Raw genomic sequence first — 26,109 nt, forward strand, 5'->3', positions numbered from 1 at the left:
TGTGGTTGTAATAAAAAGATGAGTGTGAGCGTTAAAGTTGCATTTATGATGTCAATAATGCTTTTATTGACATCATGTAGCACATTTAAATTCAGTAATAACATCACGCCATATAGCCAATCACTTAACGGTGATTGGCAACTCGAATTGATAAATCCAAGTGATAACACTCACGTAAATAATCGTGTTCGAGTACCAAATAACTGGGCTAATGAAGGTATAGAACATGCAGGTGAGGCTGTATATCGTCGGCAGTTTAATATCCCCACATCTCATTTAATTATCAGTAAAGAATCGATTTCACCAACAACCTCTTCAACTAATCTTCATCGCTACTGGTTAGATTTTTCTGCTGTCGATTACGCAGCCACTGTACGAATTAATAATCGTGAAGTTGGATCACATAAGGGCTATTTTGCCCCATTTTCATTTGATATTACAGATACGGTTAAGCGTGGTAGTAATCAATTGGAGGTATTAGTTGATAGCCCTAATGAAACGTTAACTCAAGATTGGTCATTAAATAAAACCCTGATTAAAGGTGTACTTAATCACCATGATACACGGCCGGGTGGGGCATGGTCTGATCGTGGACAAGAGCGCAATTCTGGTGGTATTTGGGGAGATGTGATATTACGTAAAACTGGTTTAGTTGCGATTGACAACATAAAAGTAACGGCGCAAGTTGCTGATGTAAACAGCCAGCAAACAGAAGGTCGTGTCGCTATCGTATTAGACAGTGATTATCAAGGGGTTATAACATTCGAGATAACGCTAAGACCTAACTTAGATAACCTTGAACAGGGGACTAAAGAAGCGCTTAGTCGCCACAGTAATATCGAAAAGTACCAAATAACAGCCAAAGTCATCAAAGGAAAACAAGTGATTGATTGGCAACTACCACGAGTAGATCGAGCACTCTGGTGGCCGTGGGACTGGGGTAATCCTAGTTTGTATTCGTTGACAGTCAACGTGAATATTAATGACAATATATCAGATAGTCGTCAGCAAAATATCGGTTTTAAAAAAGTACGGTTTGATGAAGTAGAGGGGGTATTTTACGTTAATGATCTTCCTTACTTTATTCGAGGAACTAATTATATTGCGAGTCAGTGGCTTGGTGGTGTGAGTGAAGATGATTATGCCAATGACATCGCGTTAATGCGCCAAGCAAATATAAACAGTATTCGTGTTCATGCGCATGTAGCAGGAAAAGCATTTTATCAACAAGCTGACAAACTTGGTATGGTTGTGTGGCAAGATTTTCCGCTGCAATGGGGTTATAGCGACACGCCAGAATTCAGAAACGAAGCGGTATCACAAGCAAAAGACATGACCGATATGCTCTATAATCATGCGTCGATTGCATTTTGGTGTGGGCAGAACGAGCCACCTTGGGATGCGACGTGGATGAAATACAAATATCCATCATACAAATCAGATAAGAACCGTGTATTAACAGAAGCTGTCTATCAGCAATTATCAACAGTAAACGATGGTCGTATTGTACGTAAAGCGTCCTATACTGCAGAACACCCTTGGTTAGGCTGGTACTCAGGCAAATACAAGGATTATAGTAATAAACCTAAAACGGCTATTATTAGTGAGTTTGGCGCTCAAGCTATGCCCGATTATGCTGCTGTAATCGATATGTTAGGCGAAGAACCTGAATGGCCGCTTTCAACAAAGGTTATTGAGCAACTCAGTTACCACAATTATCAACCACGCGAAAGCCTTCAAATAGCTAAAATTTATGAAGGTGAATCTCTGTCACAATTTGTGATAAATAGTCAGGAATATCAACGATTAGTAACCAAGTACGCAATCGAGCAACTAAGATTAAATAAAGGGCTGGGGCTTGCTGCAATTTATCAATTTATGTTTAACGATAGTTGGAATGCAATCACTTGGTCTGTACTTGATGTCGAACGTATTGCCAAACCCGGTTATGTTGCAATGCAACGTGCTTATCAGCCTCTATTAGCTATTTTACAGCGTAATAATGAAGGCGAAGATAGTCGGATTTCAGTGACTATTAGTAACGACAGTTTATTGGCTTATCAACATGTAAAAATGATGATTAAGGATAATAAACAAGGTGATGTTTGGGTCATGAATAACTTAAACATCGGTGCGAATACATTGCATCAAGTACTAAGAAAACAGCCATTAGTGGGTTTATCAGATTGGGTCACGATTGTTTTATATGATCAAAATGATAACGAAATTAGTAGAAATGAGTATTTACCTCAAGATCGTTAGGAGATAACCATGGCAAGGACCGTCATCGTTACATTATTAGGTTTAGCATTTTCTAGCTCTGCAATGAGTGAAACGAGCAACCAATTAGTTGTTAATCAATTAGGTTATTTACCGGATGGTGATAAAAAAGCATATTGGTTAAACCCTTCTAACGAATTGGTTAGCTTGGTTTCAATGGATCCTAAAGGACAAGCCGAAAAGCAAGTCTTTACCGTATCTACAGAACCACAATCAAACGTGATTAACTTCTCTGATATAACGCAACCTGGTTGGTATCAATTACAAAGTAATTCGACAACATCCGCTCCTTTTCAAATTGTTGATAATGTTTACCAAGGGCTAACAGACCGTTTAGTTAAAGCGCTGTATTTACAACGCTCTGGTAGTGTTATTAAGGATCAAGCGACGGGCATGAGCAGACCTAAAAGTCATATCCAAGATGCTGTTATCTTCCGTACTGACGATTTTCATAAAGTGGGTACCCAATTAGATATGACTGGGGGCTGGTACGATGCGGGTGACTATGGCAAGTACGTAGCAACCACAACTATTACAGTGGCTCGCTTACTTGAAGCTTATAATCAAGCACCAGACTTGTTCACGGCTAAAAATAACACCGGAAGTGAGTTACCTGCGGTACTTGACGAAGCTATTTATGGATTAGATTGGTTAAGTAAAATGCAACGTGAAGATGGCGCTGTATATCGAAAAGTCTCTGGCGCTAAGTGGCCTGGTAAAATAGTACCTTGGCAAGATACTCAAGTACGCTACATCTATGGTATCAGCACACCTGAAACAGCTAAATTTGCAGCGACAATGGCATTTGCTTCTCGTGTATTAAAGCCGCTACGTCCTAACTTAGCACGTGATTATTTGAAATCAGCAATTCATGCTTGGCGCTATTTAGAGCAACAACCAGAACAATATATTGATTGGCAGAAGGGTGATGACAGTGGTTCTGGCCCTTATATCAAAAACGCCGAGGATAGCGAAGCATCTTTAGATACGGATGTCGATGATCGTTTATGGGCGCTTGCTGAATTATATTTAAGCACAGGACAAAGCAAATACCGCTCTCGTTTTAATGAGTTATACGACAAGGAGCTAGTGGGGATTTTTGAATGGAAAAATCCAGCTTTGATGGGTATATTTCACCTTATCGCGTCTGAAGGCACGGAACTAACTAAGCAATTAATGACGGATTTACAATCGGTTGCTAAACGCTATTCTGACCAGTCAGCAAACTCACCTTTTTCGATAGCAAACCAGCAGTTCATCTGGGGGTCAAATAAAATGACGGCTGAAGCAGGTGTATTAATGGCTTCTGCCGATGCGTCATCACACACGAATAATTATCGCAGTGTTGTACAGTCTCAAATTGATTATTTGCTTGGTGCGAACGCATTTAACATGAGTTTTGTGACTAACACAGGCACTTATGCCGTGCGTAATTTACATCATCTATACAGGATCTCTACGGGTGTTAGTTTACCTGGCTTTATGGTCGGTGGACCGAATGAAAAAGCACAAGCGGGTGTCGCGCCAAAAGGGGAAGGGATGATGAGTTATGTTGATAGCGAAAAATCCTATGCAGTGAATGAATTTGCGATTGATTATAACGCCAGTCTGATCGGCTTATTGGCTGTACATCATACGTACTTTAATTAATCTTATTTGGAGTTAGAGAAGATGGATTTTTATTTCAAAGAGTTTGAGCATCGTAAGCCGCCAAAACCTGTTGAATATAGTTTTAGCCGTGAACTGGCTTATCAATACTTAGCGACGTGTAACTTAACACTGGGGGTTTGGTATTTATGGTGGCGCTGGAGTTTTGCGCTTAATTATGATGCATTGTGGTTTTCGCTACCGTTAGCATTTGCAGAGTCCTGTGCGTTTATTGGTTCTGTATTATTTACGTTCAACTTATGGAAAACGCAGGATGAACCAAAAAAATCACCCCCATTTAAGATTGCGGAGTGTGTGACCGAAACAGAAGAGGATCGTCCTATTAGCGTTGATGTATTCTTCCCTACTTATGACGAAGATCCAGACCTTGTGCGTTTGAGTATCGAAGATGCGTTAAGTATTACTTATCCTTTTGAAATTGAGACTAAAATTTACATTCTAGATGACGGGCGTAGACCGTCGATGGAAGCGTTAGCGGCAGAATATAATATTGAGTATATCACTCGTCAAACGAACGAAGGTTTTAAAGCGGGTAATCTTAAAAATGCATTAGAACAAAGTTACGGTGATTTTATTGTTATTTGTGATGCAGATACACGCCCATTTTCGACTATTTTAGAACATACGCTTGGCTACTTTCGTGACCCTGATGTTGCTTGGGTGCAAACTCCGCAATGGTTCTTTGATTTACCTGAAGGACAACGACTACCTGATTGGTTACAAGGTAAAGCTGGCCGTGTTGGTTATGGTCTAGGTAAGTTAGTTGAAAAATGTTACGGACCAGTAAGATTAGGGGAAGACCCTTTTGTTAATGATCCACAGATGTTTTATGACGTGATCCAACGTCGTCGTAACTGGGTAAATGCATCGTTCTGCTGTGGTGCTGGTTCTATTCACCGCCGCGAAGCTGTAATGGAAGCTGCATTGCGTAGTTATAGTGCTCAAATTAGCCAGTCACAAGATGAGATTGAAAAACAGATCCGTAAATTGACGAAAGAAAAAGAAGTCGACAAAGATATTTCGGCTAACTTACGTCAAGAGATCCTCTTTGATACTGATTTTACACCTTATAAGTTCCATGTATCAGAAGATATTTACACATCAATTGTTTTACATTCTGATACAGAGCGTAATTGGCGTTCGGTACAACATCCTGAAGTCGAAAGTAAAATGTTATCACCACAAGATCTGCAAACCTGGACTGTTCAGCGTTTCAAATATGCGGGTGGCTCGATTGATATCTTTATGAACGATAACCCGTTATTTAAAAAAGGCATGTCGTTAAAGCAAAAGGCGATGTACTTAGCGAGTTTCTGGTCAAATCTATCCGCGGTATGGAATATTATTTTCTTACTTTGTCCAATCGTTTATTTCCTTACCAGTCTTGCACCGGTAAGCGCATATGATACAACGTTTTATATGCATTTCTTACCATTTGTTATTACTGCTGAAATTGCCATGCTACTCGGTACATGGGGGGTTGCGGGTTATAAAGGTAAAACCAATTTCTTATCCTTCTTCCCCGTCAATTTACGGGCGTTATGGACAGTATTAAGAGGACGTAAAATTAGTTTCCCTACAACGCCAAAAGAGCGTCAGACCGGTAACTTCTGGAAGTTAGTTGCACCGCAAATAGGGGTGTTTGTATTAAGTTTATTTAGTATGTGTTTTGCGTGGATTAGTTATACAACGGGTAGTTATGGAGATTACTCATTTGGAGGATTAGTACTGAACAGTTTTTGGATTATTAATAATATGATGGCGATGTGGGGCATGATCGCCGCAGCATTTTGGACACCACCAACAGAAAAAACACAAGAACAAGAAGCAGAGGGACTTGAATATGGCGTTTAAACAGAATTTACTTAAGGCGCGCCACCATTTTGTATTTATTGGTGGGTTAGTGACTGCATTAGTCATTGCTTTTACGATTGAAACACGTGAATACACACAAGTATTAGGTAACTTATCTTTTACGACAGAAGAGCCTATTCCATTACGTGAGAGCCGTATTCTAACTGAAGAAGAATATGAATGGGCAAAAACAGCATGGCGTTATTTTGATAATAATGTTCAGCCAAATACAGGGTTAGTTAATTCAGTTGATGGTTATCCGTCAACAACAATGTGGGATACCGCGTCTTATCTAATGGGACTTATTGGTGCTGAAAAGTTAAATATTGTTAGCCAAGCTGAATTCGATTTAAAAATGGAAAAAGTACTACATACATTAGCACGTTTACCTTTGATCGAAGGCAAGTTACCAAATAAAGCCTATAACACGAAAACATTAGAGATGGTGGATTATGCCAATAACCCTGTTGCAGAGGGTATCGGTTGGTCTGCTATTGATATTGGCCGTATTTTAGTTCCTCTGAACATTCTTATTTGGCAATACCCTGATTATAACAAGCAAGTGAATGATATTTTGAATCACTGGCATGTGAGTACACTCATCGATAAAGGTTATCTGTACGGTTCTCGTCCTGCTAAAACAGGTGGATTAGAATTGGTTCAAGAAGGCCGTATCGGTTATGAAGAATATGCATCAAAAGCCTTATCTTTAATGGGATTAGATGTTTTTAATGCAATGAAATATATTGATTATTTAGAAATGGTTAACATTGATGGTGTTGATATTCCAACCGACCGCCGTGACCCCGCTAAATATCACGCGCACAACTACGTGGTCAGTGAATCGTATATCTTGGATAGCTTAGAGTTTGGCGCTGATAGTATTTCAGAAATCTTTGCTTATCGTGTCTATAAAGCGCAAGAAAATCGTTTCGAACGTTTAGGTATTCTAACCGCGGTAAGTGAGGATAATGTCGACGTTGCTCCTTACTTTGTTTATAACACCGTGTTTTCTGATGGTAAGGAATGGAATGCTATTTCAGATTCAGGTGAAGATGCGTCACATTTAAAGACTTTATCTACAAAAGCTTCCTTCGGTTGGTACGCATTGTACGATACTGAATATACCGAGCAATTAATAGGTGGCGTCAAAGACCTGTATTCAGTACAAAAAGGTTGGTACTCAGGTCGTTACGAAAGCGATGGCAGTCTTAACAAGGCGATTACAGCAAATACCAATGGTATTATTCTAGAATCTCTCGCCTATGTTCAAAATGGTACTTTATTACGTGTTGGTGCGAGATAGTTTGCATATCATAGGGAGTTTAATATGCGGATAGCGATTGTTTGCCTGACTGGGTTACTGGTCTCTGGTTGTGGCAGTAAATATAATAATTTTTCAGATGACATCGTTGATAGAAAAAATCACTGGTCGATCCCACCTGCACGTCAAGGCGACTTGACTGAAAAAGAAATGGATATGGCGCGAATTGCCTGGAAATATTTTGAGAATAATTATCAAGAATCAACTGGTTTAGTGAATGCGGTAAATGATTACCCTTCTGTTACTTGGTGGGATGCCGCTTCTTATTTGGCTGGGATGACGAGTGCGTTAGAGCTTGGCATTATTGAGAAAGAAGAGTTTGATCGTCGTATCATTCGTTTTGTTACCACGCTAAATACGATGGATTTATTCCGTGGCGAGATGCCAAATAAGGCTTATAACACCCAAAATGCGGCAAAAGTGGATTATGCCAATCAGCCCGGTGAAATTGGCTATTCAGCTTTAGATTTAGGGCGTTTATTAATTTGGTTACATTTAATTAAAAATCGTTATCCAGAATACGCAACTGGTATTGATTCTGCTGTGTTACGTTGGAATTTCTGCAACATCGTTGACGATACTGGCACAATGTTTGGTGCATTACTTGAAAAAGACAAGCCTGTTCAGTATCTGCAAGAAGGCCGTTTAGGCTACGAAGAATATGCGGCAAAAGGATTCCAATTGTGGGGCTTCGATACCAAACGCGCATCAATGCCAGAACCATATAACACTATTAATTTATATGGTTATGATGTGCCTTATGATACTCGCGATCCACGAAAATTAAAGGCCCATAGTTATGTAGTAACAGAGAGTTACGTACTTGATGGGATTGAGTTGGGTTGGGATTTATCGACGGATCACTCTGGTCCTGATACGTCTTACTCAAATGAATGGATGGCAGAGTTTGCACTACAGATATATCGTGTACAGGAAGCGAGATATGAAGCGACTGGTATCATTACCGCACGTACGGAGCATCAGTTAGCTGGCGCGCCTTACTTTGTTTATGACACGATTTATACTGATGGTTATGCATGGAACACTATCTCAGAAAACGGTGATTTTTTACCGCAATATTCAGCGGTTGCAGTGAAAGGTGCGATGGGGATATGGGCATTATGGGATACAGAGTATACAGATCTCTTGTTTGATCACATTTCTCACTTATATGATCGTGAAAAAGGCTTCTATGAAGGTATCTTTGAAAACGGTACTGGCTTAATTAATACTTTCACATCAAATAATAACGGTATTTTACTCGAAATATTATTGTTTAAACAACAAGGTAAATTGATGAGATACCAGAGCAAGCCTTTACCAAGTTTATGGGATAAAGCATTAGAATCACCATTTGGTTATGAGGGGCAGTGCTTACCTCGTAAAATATAATACCGTGGTGGGTGACTTAAGGAACGAGTTTACATGTTGAGCAAACTAATGGTGGCATGCTCTGCAGTATTATTAACCTCATGTGGGGTTGTATACCAAAGCGTGGAAGAGGGGATTACATCATTTAATGCATCTCAAATCATCCGACAGGGACGCTTTGGTGAATTAAATGAAGATGAATTGCAGTGGGCGCAAACTGCATGGCTATATGTTGAAAATAATACCCAGTTAAAAACAGGATTAGTGAATTCGCTCGATAATTTTCCAAGTACAAATATGAGTGCATTAGCAGATTATTTGATTGCGTTAATTGCGGCACAGGAGTTCGAATTAATCACCAGTAAAGAATATGATGAGCGTTTATCATTGGTTATTACGTTCTTAGTTGAGATGCCACTAAGCCAAGTCTCGGTACCTAATTTAGCGTATTCAACAAGTTCTGGTGAAATGATTGATTATGGCATGCAACCAAATGACATTGGCTGGTCATCTGTTGATATTGGTCGATTGTTGATCGCTCTCGCGTTGGTTAAGCAACGTAATCAAGAGTTTTCAGAATACATTGATAAAGCGGTATTACGTTGGAATTTTTGTGAGCTAGTGAATGAAGAAGGTTCATTATTTGCAGGTTCAATTGTAAACGGGCAACCTCAACGTTTTCAAGAGGGGCGCTTGGGCATCGAGGAGTATAGTTCTTACGGTTATTTAGACTGGCAAATTGTACCGGCTAAAAGTATGAATGTTAATCCTTATGAAGTCGCGACAATTAATGGTATTGATTTACTGTTTGATGGTCGAGATCCACGTAAATATAACGTACTCAGGCCGATCATGAGCACGCCTTATTTACAACTTGGGCTCGAGTTCAACTGGGATGGCATTAGTGATACTGCTTCACTTGATAGCTATCATACCGACGATGTATTGTCGGCAATGGCTGATTCTGTTTACCGTGTTCAGGAGTCTCGTTGGGATGAAGAACGTATTTACACTGCACGTGGTGAACATGTAGTTGAAGGTGAACCTTATTTTGTTTATGACAGTATTTATGCGTTAGGTACGCCTTGGCTTACGGTTGCTGAAGATGGCTCTGTCTATGATGAACTTGCTTTAGTGTCTACACGTGTGGCTTTTCAGATGTGGGCGTTATGGAAAACGAACTATACAGACCATTTAATGGTGTTGGTAAGAGAGTTGTACGACCCAGACCGAGGTTGGTATGAAGGGCGTTATGAAGTGAATGGTAGTTATGAAAAAATTATTACCTTAAAGACCAATGCAGGTGTGCTTGAAGCATTATTGTATAAAGCGAATGGTAAGTTATATAAACCGAGTAAAGCAAAAGAATACCGGGATGTACGCTTTAATTCTCGCTTTAACCACCCAGGTAAATGTCATGTGGAGACATTTAGATGATAAAAACATGGATGAAGATAATAGTGATATGTAGCTGTTTTTATCAAACTTCCGTTAGTGCGCAACCTGTTGATATCGAATTAAAGTATTACAGTAAAGCCAGTTATTATCTTGGTCAGGGTAATTTTAAGTTAGCAGCAAGCCAGTGGCATCAGTTAAGTGTGGTATTTTTGCGCTCTGAAGCCAAGCTTGGTAGTCGTAAAATGTGGCAATATGCAGGCTTCGCAGAAGCACTCGCTGCGATGTCTGCAGATAAAGCCAATGATGTCATCGCATATCAATACTGGGCGGATAGTACGCGCTATTTAATGACTGGTGGAACAAATTGGCCGCTAATACAAAAACAACTACATCGACGTTTTGAAGCGACAAATACACAGCTATCTGCATTTATGCAGGTGAATGATCTTTCTATGAATGAAAGTGATCGTTGGCAGCAAGATTTGTCTATGTTACAAGTCTGGAATGACAAACTGTCTTTGTTTGCATTTACAACACCAAAGTTAGGTTTGAGTGGTAAACCAGCCCCGATTAAGGTCTTATCTCAAGAACCTTCCGTTAATTACAAAGGGGCTTTTCAGCCGAATAAAAAGTTATCAGGTTTAGGTACATCAACGTTTCATGGCAAACAAATAACACCGACTAAAGTTATTTCACTACCTGTTGTACCAAGTCCGATTATTGTGATGCCTAAAGATAAAGATAAAGATAAAGATAAAGATAAAGATAAAGATAAAGATAAAGATAAAGATAAAGATAAAGATGTAGCAGCGCAGCCTTCCGAGGCTACTAAGCTTAAAACTGCGAATACTGAAGTCGATGATGTTGACGTTATATCGGATAATGTAAAAAGTATTTCTCCTCGTATTATAGCGCCTGATTCTTTATCAAAGCCAAAAACCTCAGCGAGTAGTCAACCTAACTTTATACCTAGCCGTATTGTGGGTTCTGGTTTGTCTCAATCGGTGAGCGATAGTGCTGAAGTAGAATCATTTGAAAGTATCCCTTTAGTTGAAATTAAAGAGTTCGATCCTAAAATTACGACACCTATTACATCTGATATTACTTCTGATAGCGTAAAAAAGGTTGATGTTAAAATAAGCCAGCCTAATCCGTTATCAAGAGGCACGATGGCAACGATAGAAGATAAAAATGTTGAGGCTTTACAACGCCGTAGCTTTGCCCCAATGAGTGAAAATTAAATACGCGTCACTTCAAATTTCTTCATTATGTTTATGTGCGATAGTCATCTAAATACTACCTTTATTATTAAGCCCAAGGACCATAGTTAATAAAGGATTAGCGATGACTACATCAAAAGAACTCATACAAAATGCGCTGTTAAATTCAAGCCAAGAATTTGATTTAACAGCGCCTTCACACCAAAAAAACCTTCTCAGTTTAGCTAATACTCTCTATTGCTTGAAAGATATTTCAACTGATTATTATCAAACATTAGCGAGAGAAAATGATTGTCCTCTCGAATTTCGATTAGCAATCAAGCTAGTTGAATCTAAACGCTATTTATTAACGGTTTCTAAACCAATGACGGTAGGGATTGTTTTTGCAATGTGGGGAGAACATAATCGTCTTCTGCAGAAAAGCAGTGATAATCCTCATGGTGAAGATTCGCTTAATGTAAAAATTAATCAATTAAACTGGATCACTAATGGCACTCCGGTGACTTGGAAGCTTTACCCTGTTGATGATGGTTGTCCATACGGTAGCGCAAGTATCGCAAGTAAAATATTAGCGAGTCATCCAGATAAAGCAAACGTATCTGTATTGAGTTTAGCTGATGTCATTCCGACAGACAGAGGGCCGCTTCAAAATTTAAAACATGTGGATGACTCTAGAAAGGGCGGCGCGATTGTCTATGGTTGTGAGCGAGCACTTGCGAATAATGTCGACTGTGTCGTTTATACAGATGCAGATAATTCAGTCCACCTTGGTCAGTTAGGTTTATTGCTTAAACCATACCTGACTGAAAATTATCAAGTTGTATTGGGTAATCGCAAACATTCTGATTCAATCTTAGTGAAGCAAGAAGAACGCTGGGGCGTTGGTATTAAGACGTTACGCCATATGCAAAGAATGATAGGTCAGCAAATATTTAGTCAAGGTATTAAAGATACGCAGGCCGCATTTAAACTATACAGTCGTGAGGTTCTGGTAAAAATAATGGCGTCACCAACAGTGTATGACTTTTCATTTGATACAGATTGGATTTTGGCGGCAATGGAGCTAAAAACGGATATTGTAACTGTACCATTTGCATTTATTGATTCAGCTGCAGAGTCTGCTTCGATAGTCCAAGGACCAATGACAACTTGGTTTACATTGTTAGATGGGTTAATTAAAGCGGTGAGAGTACGTAATGCAACGCATAGCCAAGAAATGGCGGCAGTATTCGAACAGCAAGTGTCATCTCACGAAGTATTAGAGAAAATTATTGATACCTTGCCGTTGGAACTTAAAAATACCCCTGATTCTGAACTCGGAGACCCTGATGTCATGTCTCCAGCAGAAATAGAGGCATGGTTAAAAGCAGTTCAAGCAGCTTGATTAACGAATACTAATAAAAACCTCATGAACTTTATTGAAAGGAAAAGTTGAGGTTTTTAGTTCATGGTACTGTTCGATATTACGCAATATTCAGTGCAATTCTTTCTATCAACTTTATGTCTCGACAGAACTTCACCGCAAGTAATTGACTCTCAGGATCCCAGCGGACGACAGATGTCGGTATTACGTCTGTGAAATAGTTGTCAAATTCAATAACTAAGCTTTCGTTTACGGTGAATCTATCCTTTTTTTTACCTTTTATTTTCACTTTTGCAAGTAGCCCTGATTTAGATATATTTTGTACCTCAATCGGGATCTTAAATATGTCAAAAAATCCTAATTTATTCACATACAATATGGGCATTTGCTCCCAATAATTAAAGCGTGCATGTTCACGGTTTACTTTTAAAGAGAGGTCTTTTTTTACATTAAACATAGTATATCCATATATTTATGTAGATTTGCAAGCTAGCAAATAAAATGGCGTTATCTCTTCTAAATTTAGCTTAAAATTAATCGGTTAGCAGGACAAAATACAGCTGTAATTCACTTATCTCGATTTTGTGACGTTGATCTTAATCAAGTGTAGTTGAATGTTTGTTGTGATTACAAGCGATCTTCATTAAAATACTAATACGAATTGTTATTATTAAGGTATTTTTAACTGTGTCGCAAATTCTTATTGTCGATGATGATATACAGCTGTGTGAACTACTCACTGAAGTTTTACTTGAAGATGGCTACGAGGTGCATAGCGTGCATTGTGGTGAAACGGCATTAGACTATATACAATCTAATCCTGTTGATTTGGTATTACTTGATGTGATGTTACCCAACATTAATGGATTACAGGTGGCAAGACGTATATGTCAGCGCTTTGCTACACCGATTTTAATGTTGACTGCATTAGCTGATGAAACCGCGATGCTTGACTGTTTACAAGCGGGGGCTGACCAATATATCGCTAAACCTTATCATGTACCTGAGCTGTTAACGCGTATTCAAGTGATGTTACGTCGTGTAGGCTTAGAAAAGCAAAGACAAAATCTAGGTAATGAGAGCTCACTGTTGACTCAACTGTCGCGTCTATCGTTCACCGCTACGGAAGCGGAGTTACTTGAATATCTAGTGTCTCGCCACGAAATCGTCGTATCAAAAAGTGAATTACAAAAACAAGTATTAAAGAAAGACTTGTGCCCGTTTGATCGTAACCTTGATATGCACATCAGTAATATCCGTCGAAAAATGGTGCAATCAGGTTTATCAAAATTGCACATAAAAACAGTGCGCGGTAAAGGCTATAGCTTTTTTGAACACGTAGGCAGTATGGCAACATGAACCTGAGTTGTGTAAAAAATGCAAGAAGGTGGTTTTTTTTAGGTGATCGCCAAGGATTGGCATTTCGTTTATTCAGCTATTTTGCGATTACCCTTATCTTGATCCTCAGTTTGCAAAGTATTGCAGAAATGGCGTTGGTCCGTGTGCTGCTGCATTTGCCTGCTACCGTCAAAACTGAAATGCTAGATCTTGCCGAACAGGCGAATAAGCTGCTTGATAATAAAGACGCAGAAGGGAAGCTAGACCGTAATCAGCTCGCAGAGTGGGAAGAGGCGCAATCGAGTTATTTATTTGTACTTAATGATGAACTTGAAGAGGTGGGCACGCGTATTATGCACCCACACTTTAAGTTTAAATTACGTTATCTCCGCCCACTTGATACGATCTTAGACAAACGTGTTAGTAAGCCCGTCATTTCTTTGCCTCTACGACCGGGTTATCAGTTAGTTGTTCAGTTTTCCGATAAGGAACATCCGGCACATAACTTTCCTTATTACTTCGCCGCTATCCAATTTATTATCACCAGTATATTACTCGCAATCTTTTCATTATTACTCGCTCGGCATTTACAACAGCCACTACATCGTTTACAAGCCGCTAGTCGAAGTTTAGCCGAAGGTGACTTTAGTATTCGCGCATCTCACCAAGTCGGTAAGAGCGTTACTGAATTTAATCAGCTTGCACAAGATTTAGATGATATGGCTGAGCATATCCACCAATTGATTGGTAAACAAAAGAAGCTGATCACTGACGTATCGCATGAATTAAGAACGCCATTAGCAAGGCACAGTTTGGTTTTACATTTGTTACGTAAGCGTTGTCCTGATGACGTGAGTGACTTATTAGATAAACTTGAAAGCCAATCTTCAGAAATGAATAATTTAGTGAGTGAGATACTTGAGTTTAGCCGTTTGGAGCATGAGAATGTGTCAGTAAAACTGATACCGACACAGCTCGAATCTTTGTGTCAAATCCAAGTCATGCAAAATGAAATAGATTTAAAGCCACAGCAGTCGCTAAATGTTGAATTAGATAATGCGACAGCGATGGTGTTAGCTGACAACAGATTATGCTTAAGAGCGATAAAAAACGTGCTTGAGAATGCAATTAAGTACGCAGGAGATGAAGCGACGATTGATATTAGAGTCTGCGAACAAGCGGAGTTTGTAGACATCATTATTGCAGACAATGGCATTGGTATACCTTTGCAGCAATTAGAACGAGTTTTTGATCCGTTTGTTCGTATTGAGCAAGCAAGGAATAAACAGTCTGGCGGTTATGGACTCGGACTGGCGATTGTAAAGGAGGCTATGCTGATTATGCGCGGTGAAGCGATTGCGGAACTAAATGTAAATAATGGCGTCACGGTAAAATTGCGATTTCCTATCCCTTAGTTGATATATATCTTAATGTATTTATAGAAAGCGCTTATTTCAATATGGAATAGGCGCTTTTTATATGCAGCATTGGTCAATTAATATCCTATTAGCCCAATTTTTTGAAACGGCAACTTATGACTAATGCAAAGAATGTAAATTTCATGCAAATGGTAATGATTATCAATTAGAATCCTGTTCATCAAGTCGACCTACAGTCGTCGGCGCAAAATTTAAATTAATTAAAATGAATCGGAGACAACGGAATATGTTTTGTAAAACTCGATTAGCTGTCGTAATTGCGACAGTACTTGCAGCGCCAAGTGCTTACTCTACTGAAACGGTAGAAACAGATGAGCACATGGAAGTTGTCGGTCGTGACTATGGCTTTAAAGTTGATACTAACAGTACTGCAATGCGTGTTGAAGCGACTCAGCTTGAGACTCCGGGCCAAGTAACGGTTATTGACGAACAGCTAATTGATGAGCAAAGAGCAAGCACATTAGGTAATGTACTGAAAAATGATTCAAGTATTTCTGCTGGTGGTGTAAGCCGTAACCGTGAATCATTCAAATTACGTGGTTTTGATTTAGAAAGTAGCAGTGGTTTCTTACGTGATGGTAAGCAGCATTGGTCGCACTACCGTCAACCGATTGAGCTGTTAGAGCGCGTTGAAGTATTAAAAGGCCCTGCAGGCCTACTTTACGGTAAGTCAGCTCCAGGTGGCTTAGTGAACATGGTTGCTAAAAAACCAACTTATGAAACGCAAGTGAATATTAGCCAAGATTTAGGCTCTAATAACGACTCTCGCACGACTGTTGATGTAAGTGGTGCGTTGAATGATGCACAAACGCTACGTGCACGTGCTGTTGTTTCAAAACAAAGTTACGACTCATGGCGTACATATGGTGATGGTAGCACACCGTCGACAGAGCGTTTTGTTGGTGGTTTATTTGTTGATTACGACTTAAATGACAAAGTGACACTGTCAGTTCATTACGATAAAACAAACGACAACGGTAATGTTGACTCAGGTGCTTATATTGATATTGACACCGGTAAACCAATTCTCGGTGAAGAGCATATTTGGGATGCACAGTGGTCAACGATTGAGAATGACGTTGAGAATGCTGGTTTTGATATCGCAGCACAGCTATCTGACAGCTGGAACATGAAATTAGGTTATAACAACCAAGACTTCAGACGTCATGATACCGAGAGTTTCACAGACCCTGAAAGTTACCTTAAAAATAATGACGGTACAGTCGATTATCAGGTTTATGATCGTATGGATCACTGGGTATTTAATACAGCATTTATTGACTTTGTTGGTGAATTTGATGCGTTAGGTATGCAACACCAAACATTAATTGGTGCGAACTGGTTAGGTTATTACTACTCAAAACTAAGTGATAGTACTAAAGGCTATAAAGGAACTGTTGGCCAGCCTTTTGATAAGCCTGATGGCACTCATTATAGCAACGGTACTAAGAGTATTACTGAGCGAGATTCATTCGGTATCTATGTTCAGGATATGGTAACGGTTAACGATCAGTGGCAAGTACTCGCTGGTTTACGTTTTGACCGTGAAGTTAATGAAAAACATACTTATAACAACGTATTACCAAAATTAGGTGTGATTTATCATCCACTAGAAAATGGTTCTATTTATGCTACTTACTCTGAAAGTTTTGAACCTAAAGATCCTATTAGTACTAAAACTGAGAAGGATATGAATGAAGGGGCGGAGCTAGATCCTGTTAAAGGCACATTATATGAGCTTGGAACTAAATGGGAATTAATGGATAACCAGCTATTTGTATCTGGTGCGATCTTTGACATTACTCAAGAAAATGTAGTGATTAGTAAAAAGATTAAAAATAACCCTGATTATGATTCTGAAACAACACAAGCTGGTAAACAAGTTCACCGTGGTGCTGAATTCAGTGCGATGGGTTATGTAACAGAAGCATTTTCATTAAGTGGTTCAATGACGTATCTAGATGCTGAAATTCATGATGCATTTGATGGTGATATTGATGGTAATCGTCCTGCGGATGTACCTGAATTTTCAGCAAGTGTATGGAGTCGTTACTCGTTTGCGAACAACACCGATGTGAATTTAGGTGCTATCTATGTTGGTGAACGTTTTGGTGATGAAGGTAATACTTATAAAAAAGATGGTTATACACGCTTTGATACAGGTATTGCGCACACCATTAATTATGATAAGGACATGGATTTGGTATTACGTTTCAATATTGAAAATCTGTTTGATACAGATTACTTAGCGGGTGGTGGTGAAGAGAAAACTATCATTGGTGAAGGTCGTAACTACATGGCTTCAATCCAATTACGTTATTAATAATACAGGCGGCTATATGCTAAGCAAATATAAGCTTAAGCGAGATAGTTAAAGCCTTACTAAACAGCAGCAATCGACTCTTGGATCCCATAGATGTCGGTTGTTGCTTTTTGTGGTTTTATCCCTTTTAAATTTTAACTCGAATGTTGATTAATTATGCTTTTAAAAAAATCTTACTCTCTGATACTCGTAGCTGCGGTTGGTAGTGCAACGTTTAGCAATTTAGCAGTAGCTAGTGATAGCCAAAATAGTATTGAAAATGCGCAAGCGTTGACTCAAAAGATGAATAACACTGCGACTAACAGCCAGTTAAAAATTGATAAGAGTGCAGACCGTACTTTAAGCATGCAGGCTGAAATCGAACGTTTACAAGAAGAAGTCGACAATCTAGCCGTATATCGCGACCATTTGGCTAAATTAGTTAACAATCAAAATCAAGAGTTGACGAGCTTAGATGAGCAGTTAGCAGGCATAAAAAGTACACGCCAAGGCATAGTACCTTTGATGTACAAAATGCTGACTGGACTAGAAAGTATCATTAATACCGGTAAACCAATTAAAAAAGAGCAACGTTTAGCACGCTTAACCAAGTTAAATACCATGATGGGTCAGGCTGATGTGAGCGATGCAGAGAAATACCGCCGTATCTTAGAAGCGTACCAAATCGAAATCGATTACGGTACTAAGTTGGGTGTATACCAAAGCGAAATAGCTCTTGCTGCTGGTGAACAGCGTATCACGGTTGATTTACTGCACCTTGGTCGAATTACCTTTATTGCACGTAGCTTAGACAGTCAAAATTATTGGCAGTGGCATGATGAAAATCAGGCGTGGGTGGTCATTTCAGAACACACTAGTGAAATTGATAAAGCCTTCAAAATGGCAAATAAACAAATCGCTCCAAGTTTAATCTCTCTTCCTGTGACAACGGCTCAACGTGTAGGTAATGCTCAATGAAAACATATACAGCAATGAATCAAGCTAAATCGTTGGTAACACAGGCATTGGTTGTTGGTGCATTAACCTTTAGTGCACAATCTATCGCGGCGAATAACACGGTTGTTAGTAATGAGGCTGACGTTGTCAGTGCAACCTTATTAAGTGATACCAAGCAAGATAATAAACAGCTCACAAAAGCATTAAAGCAGCGTGAAGCTGGATTTAAATTAACTGAACGTGAGATTAAGCAGCAGCGTCAGGCATTATTGACTAAACAACGTCAATTACAAAAAGAAACTGAATCATTAAGTAAGCAGTTTACTGGCAATGAAGAAAAACTAGCAAAACTAGAAACGCGCTTACGTTTGGAAACGGGCAGCTTAGGTGAGCTATTTGGTGTTGTACGCCAATCGGCAAAGCAATTAAACAGTGAAATAAATAGCTCTGTTACCAGTATCGACAGTAAAACGTTCTCACCGATAGTGACAGATATTGTTGCTGCGAAAAAATTACCGTCAATGACGCAGTTAACTGGTCTATGGTCGGCGCTATCAGAACAAATTAAAGCAAGTGCTGAAATTAAATCAGTCAATGTGGCTGTGATTGATGGCTCTGGGGTCGTTGCTGATAAACAAGCTGTACGTTTGGGTAGTATTGGTTTGGTTGGTGAGCAAGGTTATCTCGCTTGGAGTGCTGAAAAGCAAACTGCAACGGCTTATTTAAAACAACCAGAACAAGGACCTATTGCGGCAGATCTTATCAACTCTGATGTAACAGGTAATGTTGTGGTATTAGACCCGTCACGTGGTGTGATGCTAGCACAATTAGAGAATACCCCAACATTAAAAGACCGTTTAGAAAATGGTGGCACTGTGGGTTACGTGATCATGTCATTACTTGTGGTTGGTTTATTGATTGCGCTGGTACAAGGCATGAAATTGTTGCTTGCTCGTCGTAAGATCCAGCAACAACTAGCGAACCCAAGCAATATAGGTAACAACCCATTAGGACGTATTCTGCAAGTGTATGTAGATAGTAATGTTAAATCGGCATTGCATAACAGTACTGAAGCGTTAGAACTGCGTTTGATGGAAGTTGTTGTTGATGAGCAGCAAGGTTTAGAGAAAGGTTTATCTATGCTGAAGTTACTGGCAGCGCTAGCGCCTATGTTAGGGCTACTCGGTACGGTAACAGGCATGATTGAAACATTCCAAGTTATTACACAATTTGGTAATGGTGATCCTAAAGTGATGGCCGGTGGTATTTCTATGGCGCTAATCACGACAGTATTAGGCTTAGTTGCCGCAATGCCGTTATTACTTGCACATAACATATTGAGTACGCAAGCCGATAACATTCGCGATACGTTAGAAAAACAGGGCATTAGCTTAGTCGCAGAAGAAGCTGAAAAGTTAGCTGTTGCCGCTGTTAATAATACGAATGTGACACCTCTTACGCAACAAGTGGGCTAAGTTATGCACTTTGATATAACGTCAGTTGATTGGCTCGAAAGCGTCAATCAATTTATGCAACAAGGGGGGCCAATACTCTATTGGCTTGCCGCTGTTGTTATGTTGTGTTGGTTCTGCGTGATGGAACGTTTGCTGTATTTGTATTGCTATTTTCCCTCGCTACAGCGCGACTTGTTAATTCGTTGGCAAGCTCGTACAGAACAGGGTTCATGGCATGCACAAGCTATACGTGGTGGGTGGTTACTACAGGCGCAGCAAGCATTACAGCAGAACCTTAGTTTTTTGAAAGTGCTGGTGGCTATTTGCCCTATGCTGGGATTGTTAGGAACAGTAACGGGCATGATCAGTGTATTTGATGTCATGGCGACATTAGGCAGTAGTGAACCTAAGCTAATGGCATCGGGTATCTCATTAGCGACATTACCGACAATGGCAGGCATGGTTGCAGCACTGGCTGGTATGTTTGCGCACGCACGATTAACGAAAGCTTGTGATATACGCTATAACAGATTAGAAAAATTATTGAGGAATAGAACATGAGATTTAATCGTCGCTCAGCCGCGCGTGAAGATGCACAAATTGATATGACATCTATGTTAGATATCGTTTTTATCATGCTGATCTTTTTTATTGTAACAAGCTCATTTGTGCGTGAATCAGGGGTTGAAGTTAACCGTCCTCAAGCAAGTAATGTTGTAAGCCAAGCGGGCGCGGGTATCTTTATTGCCATTACATCTAACAATGACATTTATATTGATAAACGTATGGTGGATGTTGAGCGTGTACAGGCGACATTAGAGCACTTATTACTCTCTCAACCTGATGCGTCGTTAGTTATCCAAGCTGATGAGCATGCCTTTAATGGCACTGTAGTGAAAGTAATGGATGCTGCAAATGGCGCAGGCGTGAAAGGTATCGCATTGGCGGCGGAGAAGTCTTAATGTTACGTTTTTTACTTGCTCTACCTTTAGCTTTAGGCATGACATTAGGTTTGTTTACGTTAATGGCTTGGATGGTTGATAATGGTCACTCTGGTAAACCTGAAGAATCAAACGCACAAGCATTTGATATCGTCATGGTTGAGCAAGAACGTGATGTTAACCGTCGTCAAAGAGCATTACCTGAGCAACCTAAAAATGCGCCACCACCAACAGATAGTGTACCTGTTGCAAATGCTGAAACTAAAGCTCTAGCTTTACCTGATATGCCAGTATTAGGTATTGATATGGCTGGTATTGGTGTTGAAGTTGGATTACCTGCGATTGGTGAATTTAGTGCGAATCAGCAAGCGATGCCATTGTATCGTGTTGAACCGCGTTACCCGTCGCGAGCAATGAAACAAGGTGCTCAAGGCTGGGTTAAAATGTCGTTCACGATTGATACCTTGGGTCGTCCTACAAATATTAAAGTGATGGATGCGAAACCGAGACGTTTATTTGAAAGGTCTGCAGTAAAAGCATTAAGAAAATGGAAGTATCAACCCAAATTGGAAGAGGGGAAAGCGATTATGCAAGTTAACCAGACTGTGACCTTGGAGTTTAAATTAGAACGATGAACTTACATTATTTAAACAAGTTAAAAGTACAGCTGGCATTTGGTTTAACCTTATTGCTTTCATCAACGCTATTTACATCATCTGTCTATGCTAACCCTCCACAGTTAACGCAGTTTATAGCAGGTAAAATACAAGCAGCGCAAGCGTTACAGCAGCAAGAACGTTACAGTGATGCTATTGATTTATTGGCAGAACTGACCCCGCGACAAGCGTACGACAAAGCTTTTGTTCAACGTGTATTGGGTATATTTCATTGGCAACAAGAAAATACCGAACAAGCGGTAAAGTATTTATCCTTAGCTGTTGAAAGCCAGTTATTACCGACTGAGCAGACTTGGATGACGCAGCGTATGGTTGCGGATATCTTATTGAGTCAGCAAGCATATAAACAAGCTTTGCCGCACTATTATGTGCTCGTGGATAGTTATGTGTTGATAGATGATGTATTGCTCAATACAAGCGTAAAGGATCATGAAAATAGCGGTAAAATATCATCGGCGCGTAAGAAAAAAGCATCAAATATTAAGCCTAAAGAGTTTACTGAGTTGTGGCTACGTATCGCGCAAACGCATTATCAATTACGCGAATGGAATAAGGTGTTGAGTGCTATTGAGTCTTATGACGCGTTAAATACGCAAGGCGATCAAGTTCAGGCGTTAAATTTACAATTGACAGCGCAATCGCAACTGCAACGCTGGCCTGCTGCAATTGATACATTAGATCGCATCATTGCTGTAGAACCAGATAAATTATTGTGGTGGCAACAATTGGCTGGTTTGCAGCTACGAACATCACAGCCAGAAGCGGCGTTAACGACATTGATTTTAGCGCAACGCCAAGGACTTGAATTAAGTGTACAAGAGCGCCGTACATTAGCGCAATTGTATGCTCAACAAGGTATCCCTGAGCAAGCCGCTCGTGAGTTAGGCTTGTTGGCCAAAGAGGCGACTGATAATGCTGAACGTCAAAAAATGTTAGTAGAGCAAGCGCAGTATTGGCAAATGGCGAAAGAGTGGAATAGTGCGATTAGCACATGGCGTGATGTTCTTAGCTTGTCAGAAAGCCAATCTGCGGAGTATCGTTGGCCATTAGCACAGTTGTTATTACAGCAAGGGCGTTATGAAGCGGCTTTAGTGGAACTTAACCACAAGCAAATTCAGCAATATAGAAGTAAAAAAGAGCAAGCCGCGATAGAGTTAGCGAAAGTACGTGCTTACTACAAACTTGAAAAATATGATCGTGCGATAACACATGCCAAGCTTGCACAGCATATTGCACCATCAGCGAGTGCAAAAGGCTGGCTTAAATACTTACAGCAGGTACGACAGATTAACAGTTAATCGCTGTATGTGTTTGCTGTGATGTCATTAATCACTTTATTTAAGTAATCGTTCTATTTTTAAGGAATACCGGTTTTATTACCGGTATTATCCTTACTATTTGATGCGATTGGTCACGTTTTTAAACTTACTTCTCGAATCTCTTTAATTCACTTTTTACTACTTAAGTTTATGACGCTTAGTAACTAACTACTTGCTATGATTGACTTTGTTCTTGCCCATTAATTGCATTTCTAATACTTCTTTTATCTTCAATATCATACTGCTTACATGCCGTTCGCACTTTAACTTTTACCGTAAATGCTAACCTTTTCTGCGGGTGGATAGGGACTGTTCATCTTCAAAGTTAAATACGTTATCGTCAAAATTAAATAAGGATATTGACCATGTTGAAGAAGTTACTGCTTGCTGTGACATTGATGAGTGCGAGTACTATTGCTATCGCACAACTTCAAGTGACCTCTGCGAGTTATGATAAAAATGTATTGGGTGTTATTAATGCAACTAACGGGGCTGTTGATATTGTTGTAGACGGGGATGCTGTTCAGCTTGTTGATAGTAATTACATTATACCGTGCTCTCCAGTTATAGGGTTTCCTAAAAAAGTGCAAGTGACTGTTCTTGAAGCTGCTTATGATGAAGAAGTCACTTGTCCGGTGTTTGTTACGATTGAGGAGGTTGAATAATGAAAAAATTATTACTCGTAATGACATTAGGTGCATTATCTGGTTGTTTTGGTGATTCTGATGATAGTGACGATCAGAACTCATCAGCGGTAACGGCTGACTTTTCAACACAAAAAGATAATCTCAAAGTAACCTTCACAAATACATCGACAAGTGCAGATAGTCCGATAGACAGTTATCTGTGGGATTTTGGTGATGATTCGGACAATAGCTTTGATATTAATCCTGTGTATACCTACGCAACAGCAGACACCTATAGTGTACTACTTACTGTCACGACTGAAGATGGTGGTACTGCCAGTATCACGCGTGATGTGACAGTCGCTAAAATACCAGGTATGCCAACGGCTGAGTTTACTTATAGTTCAGATGGTTTAACGGTTACCTTTACTGATAATTCAACGGTTAGCAATGACACTATTGATAGTTATAGTTGGAATTTTGGCGATGTAGCACCGGGTAATACATCGACATTAGCGTCTCCTTCGCATACGTATAGTGTATCGGGTGATTATAACGTTACGTTAAGTGTTATTTCTGAGTTGGGTAATAAAACAGATACAGTGACTTATCCAATTACAATCACGGATAATGTGATTGATCCTGTTAATCCTCAACCTGATTTCAGTGTCGTAGTGACAGACTTAGAAGCTACATTTACAGATTTAACCAGTGTTGATAACGGCAGTATTACGGATTATTTGTGGGACTTTGGTGATAGTGCATCCTCTGCGCTTGCTTCGCCAACTCATGTTTATACTGTTGGTGGTACTTATACCGTAAAATTAGATGTAACGGGCAGTGATGGAACAACGGCAAGCAATAGTAAAGCGGTAACGGTTTATGATCCTGCTGTAGAGCCTACAACACCAGTCGTTACTTTTACCTCTGATGCGCTTGAAGAGTCACCAAGTTTAACTGTTAACTTTAGGGCTGATGCATCAAATGAAACAAGTCCAATTACGACGTATGCATGGGACTTCGATAGCTTAAGCGTATCAAGTGAGGCTAATCCTACTTATACGTTTGCTGATGCGGGTTTATATACTATCGCGCTGACGGTTACTTCAGAAGAAGGTATTGAAAATAGCGTTTCTCGAGACATCGAAGTATTCGCTCCGGTGATAGAGCAGCCTGAATATATTGCGTGTCAAGTTACCTCGACGTCAACCTCTAGTGGTGCAAACAGAGAAGAAGAACTTGCAAGTTGTTTTGTCAGTGACTTACCTATTTTAGATAAGAAGCAGGCGGGGACTTGGTGTGCGGAACAAGTGGGTACGTTTATTACGGATATGCCATTTAGACGTACTCGTCCAACGCTAACTGCGAACGTATTAGAAACTGCGTGTCCATAAATATGGGGTTATATTTATTACTGATATAACATGAAATAAATAGTGATAAGCCCTGCATAATGCAGGGCTTAGTTATTTTTAGTTAGGTGGTGTGCCATTACATACGTAAGTAGATGTTCTCGCATCAACCGATTTTCTTGTTATTGTATAAGGGGTCGTATCTGTAGCCTCTGCATAAACGAAGCAAGGATCATTATGCCCCGCATTATCAGCCCATATGCCAATAAACCCAATGCCACCGTTGGCGAATGTAAAACCAGATAATTCCATTAAATTTGATAACGTGTCTGATGTTGCTTCTGGAGAGCCGTATACGATGTTAATTCCATCAATTGTCGTTTTAGCGTCGCGCTCAACACCGTTGATCGCCGCTTTAGAATAGACAATTTTTGCTGCATCGTGAAATGCTGCTTCAGCACCGTCGATAACCGCTTTTTTAGCATCATCTTGCAGATTGATAAATTTGGGTACAGCGGTTGCGGCTAAGATACCTAGAACAATAATCACAATCACCAATTCAATTAGTGTAAAACCTATATTCTTTTTCATTTTTAAATGACCTTTAAATTATAAATATTGATAATGCGCACGTACGCTGACTGAATATTGGTGACTATACATGTAAAATACGTATTTTAAAATAAGACAAATTAAATGTAAGGCACTGATTTTTAGTTGTTTTAATATTTTATTATTTAAAGTTATAGTATGTGAATACGTCAATTAATTTACATAATGATTGTGTAATTTATATATGTTTAGGTGTATAAAAATCTACTTATTTTTTAATAAACCTAATAACGCGAATTCAATAATCTGCGTATCGCTTAATTGTTTGTACTTAGCTTGTTGTTTTAACGCTTCAAGCATGTTTTTGTGCGTTTTACTGAGCTTTAGATAATGGCTGTTAGCATCTAATGCGGTCAAGTTCTGAGTTTGTAATGACTCTGTTATCACCCGTAAATAGGCTGGACGTAGGTGAGTACTTAACACTGTTAAATATTGTTCAGGATTTCTGCCTTGATATTCAGTCACAGCGATTTGTACATCGATAGACACATTATTGTCGATAAAAATCTCATCAAGTTGTTTTGTTGCTATATCAGCCGTGACTTTACGACTGAGTTTACGAGCGTCATCATTAGAGATTATTGATGAAGAGTTAGTAGGAGTTGTCACGTTAT

The 26,109-nt window shown here is 39.5% G+C and carries 22 protein-coding genes; 19 read left to right on the forward strand and 3 right to left on the reverse strand.

Going from position 1 to position 26,109, the window contains the following annotated elements; translation table 11 throughout:
- The first annotated feature begins 57 nt into the window (after positions 1 to 57).
- The 8 genes from HWV00_RS07715 to HWV00_RS07750 all read left to right on the forward strand — a co-directional run bounded on the left by HWV00_RS07715 (position 58) and on the right by HWV00_RS07750 (position 12,499).
- Positions 58 to 2,262 carry a glycoside hydrolase family 2 protein gene (locus HWV00_RS07715; RefSeq protein WP_211685519.1) on the forward strand — a complete coding sequence of 735 codons (2,205 nt, stop codon included), beginning with the start codon at positions 58 to 60 and terminating at the stop codon, positions 2,260 to 2,262.
- Between the two features lie 9 nt (positions 2,263 to 2,271).
- Positions 2,272 to 3,930 (forward strand): glycoside hydrolase family 9 protein, encoded by a 1,659-nt coding sequence (locus HWV00_RS07720; protein WP_211685520.1) that lies wholly within the window; start codon positions 2,272 to 2,274, stop codon positions 3,928 to 3,930.
- Between the two features lie 21 nt (positions 3,931 to 3,951).
- Positions 3,952 to 5,802 (forward strand): glycosyltransferase, encoded by a 1,851-nt coding sequence (locus HWV00_RS07725; RefSeq protein WP_211685521.1) that lies wholly within the window; start codon positions 3,952 to 3,954, stop codon positions 5,800 to 5,802.
- The gene (locus tag HWV00_RS07730) at positions 5,792 to 7,108 is read left to right on the forward strand and encodes a DUF3131 domain-containing protein (RefSeq protein ID WP_211685522.1); all 1,317 of its coding nucleotides are present in this window, start codon (positions 5,792 to 5,794) and stop codon (positions 7,106 to 7,108) included. Before HWV00_RS07725 ends, HWV00_RS07730 begins: the two co-directional genes overlap by 11 nt.
- A 24-nt stretch (positions 7,109 to 7,132) precedes the next feature.
- Positions 7,133 to 8,518, forward strand: a complete 1,386-nt coding sequence (locus HWV00_RS07735; protein ID WP_211685523.1) for a DUF3131 domain-containing protein — start codon at positions 7,133 to 7,135, stop codon at positions 8,516 to 8,518.
- A 33-nt stretch (positions 8,519 to 8,551) separates the two neighbouring features.
- A complete protein-coding gene (locus HWV00_RS07740) occupies positions 8,552 to 9,934 on the forward strand; it encodes a DUF3131 domain-containing protein (protein WP_211685524.1) in 1,383 nt (460 codons plus the stop codon).
- Complete coding sequence (locus HWV00_RS07745) at positions 9,931 to 11,136, forward strand: hypothetical protein (protein ID WP_211685525.1); 1,206 nt, start codon at positions 9,931 to 9,933, stop codon at positions 11,134 to 11,136. The genes HWV00_RS07740 and HWV00_RS07745 overlap by 4 nt, the downstream gene beginning before the upstream one ends.
- Positions 11,137 to 11,239: 103 nt before the next feature.
- A complete protein-coding gene (locus HWV00_RS07750) occupies positions 11,240 to 12,499 on the forward strand; it encodes a glycosyltransferase (RefSeq protein ID WP_211685526.1) in 1,260 nt (419 codons plus the stop codon).
- A 79-nt stretch (positions 12,500 to 12,578) separates the two neighbouring features.
- Here HWV00_RS07750 and HWV00_RS07755 read toward each other — a convergent pair whose 3' ends face one another.
- Positions 12,579 to 12,935, reverse strand: coding sequence for a PilZ domain-containing protein (locus HWV00_RS07755; protein ID WP_211685527.1), 357 nt, complete (start codon positions 12,933 to 12,935; stop codon positions 12,579 to 12,581).
- A gap of 230 nt (positions 12,936 to 13,165) precedes the next feature.
- On the opposite strand from HWV00_RS07755, the gene HWV00_RS07760 reads away from it, so the two are divergent.
- The 11 genes from HWV00_RS07760 (at position 13,166) to HWV00_RS07810 (ending at position 24,925) form a co-directional block, all read left to right on the forward strand.
- The gene (locus HWV00_RS07760; RefSeq protein ID WP_211685528.1) at positions 13,166 to 13,837 is read left to right on the forward strand and encodes a response regulator transcription factor; all 672 of its coding nucleotides are present in this window, start codon (positions 13,166 to 13,168) and stop codon (positions 13,835 to 13,837) included.
- Positions 13,834 to 15,231 carry an ATP-binding protein gene (locus HWV00_RS07765; RefSeq protein WP_211685529.1) on the forward strand — a complete coding sequence of 466 codons (1,398 nt, stop codon included), beginning with the start codon at positions 13,834 to 13,836 and terminating at the stop codon, positions 15,229 to 15,231. The genes HWV00_RS07760 and HWV00_RS07765 overlap by 4 nt, the downstream gene beginning before the upstream one ends.
- A gap of 250 nt (positions 15,232 to 15,481) precedes the next feature.
- Entirely contained in the window at positions 15,482 to 17,578 is a 2,097-nt protein-coding gene (locus HWV00_RS07770) for a TonB-dependent siderophore receptor (RefSeq protein WP_211685530.1), read from the forward strand.
- Positions 17,579 to 17,734: 156 nt separating this feature from the next.
- The gene (locus HWV00_RS07775; protein ID WP_211685531.1) at positions 17,735 to 18,535 is read left to right on the forward strand and encodes a DUF3450 domain-containing protein; all 801 of its coding nucleotides are present in this window, start codon (positions 17,735 to 17,737) and stop codon (positions 18,533 to 18,535) included.
- On the forward strand, positions 18,532 to 19,989 hold the full coding sequence (locus tag HWV00_RS07780) for a MotA/TolQ/ExbB proton channel family protein (protein ID WP_211685532.1): 1,458 nt from the start codon (positions 18,532 to 18,534) through the stop codon (positions 19,987 to 19,989). The genes HWV00_RS07775 and HWV00_RS07780 overlap by 4 nt, the downstream gene beginning before the upstream one ends.
- A 3-nt stretch (positions 19,990 to 19,992) precedes the next feature.
- Entirely contained in the window at positions 19,993 to 20,529 is a 537-nt protein-coding gene (locus HWV00_RS07785; protein ID WP_211685533.1) for a MotA/TolQ/ExbB proton channel family protein, read from the forward strand.
- Positions 20,526 to 20,930, forward strand: coding sequence for a biopolymer transporter ExbD (locus tag HWV00_RS07790; RefSeq protein ID WP_211685534.1), 405 nt, complete (start codon positions 20,526 to 20,528; stop codon positions 20,928 to 20,930). The genes HWV00_RS07785 and HWV00_RS07790 overlap by 4 nt, the downstream gene beginning before the upstream one ends.
- Entirely contained in the window at positions 20,930 to 21,544 is a 615-nt protein-coding gene (locus HWV00_RS07795) for an energy transducer TonB (RefSeq protein ID WP_211685535.1), read from the forward strand. Before HWV00_RS07790 ends, HWV00_RS07795 begins: the two co-directional genes overlap by 1 nt.
- Positions 21,541 to 22,884, forward strand: coding sequence for a lipopolysaccharide assembly protein LapB (locus HWV00_RS07800; RefSeq protein WP_211685536.1), 1,344 nt, complete (start codon positions 21,541 to 21,543; stop codon positions 22,882 to 22,884). The genes HWV00_RS07795 and HWV00_RS07800 overlap by 4 nt, the downstream gene beginning before the upstream one ends.
- Before the next feature lie 386 nt (positions 22,885 to 23,270).
- On the forward strand, positions 23,271 to 23,570 hold the full coding sequence (locus HWV00_RS07805; RefSeq protein ID WP_211685537.1) for a hypothetical protein: 300 nt from the start codon (positions 23,271 to 23,273) through the stop codon (positions 23,568 to 23,570).
- The gene (locus HWV00_RS07810; protein ID WP_211685538.1) at positions 23,570 to 24,925 is read left to right on the forward strand and encodes a PKD domain-containing protein; all 1,356 of its coding nucleotides are present in this window, start codon (positions 23,570 to 23,572) and stop codon (positions 24,923 to 24,925) included. The genes HWV00_RS07805 and HWV00_RS07810 overlap by 1 nt, the downstream gene beginning before the upstream one ends.
- 78 nt (positions 24,926 to 25,003) lie before the next feature.
- On the opposite strand, the gene HWV00_RS07815 is transcribed toward HWV00_RS07810, so the two are convergent.
- Positions 25,004 to 25,474, reverse strand: coding sequence for a type II secretion system protein (locus tag HWV00_RS07815; RefSeq protein WP_211685539.1), 471 nt, complete (start codon positions 25,472 to 25,474; stop codon positions 25,004 to 25,006).
- A gap of 225 nt (positions 25,475 to 25,699) precedes the next feature.
- Entirely contained in the window at positions 25,700 to 26,104 is a 405-nt protein-coding gene (locus HWV00_RS07820) for a hypothetical protein (protein ID WP_211685540.1), read from the reverse strand.
- Between the last annotated feature and the right edge of the window lie 5 nt (positions 26,105 to 26,109).

This window comes from Moritella sp. 24, assembly GCF_018219155.1.
Taxonomy (GTDB): Bacteria; Pseudomonadota; Gammaproteobacteria; order Enterobacterales; family Moritellaceae; genus Moritella.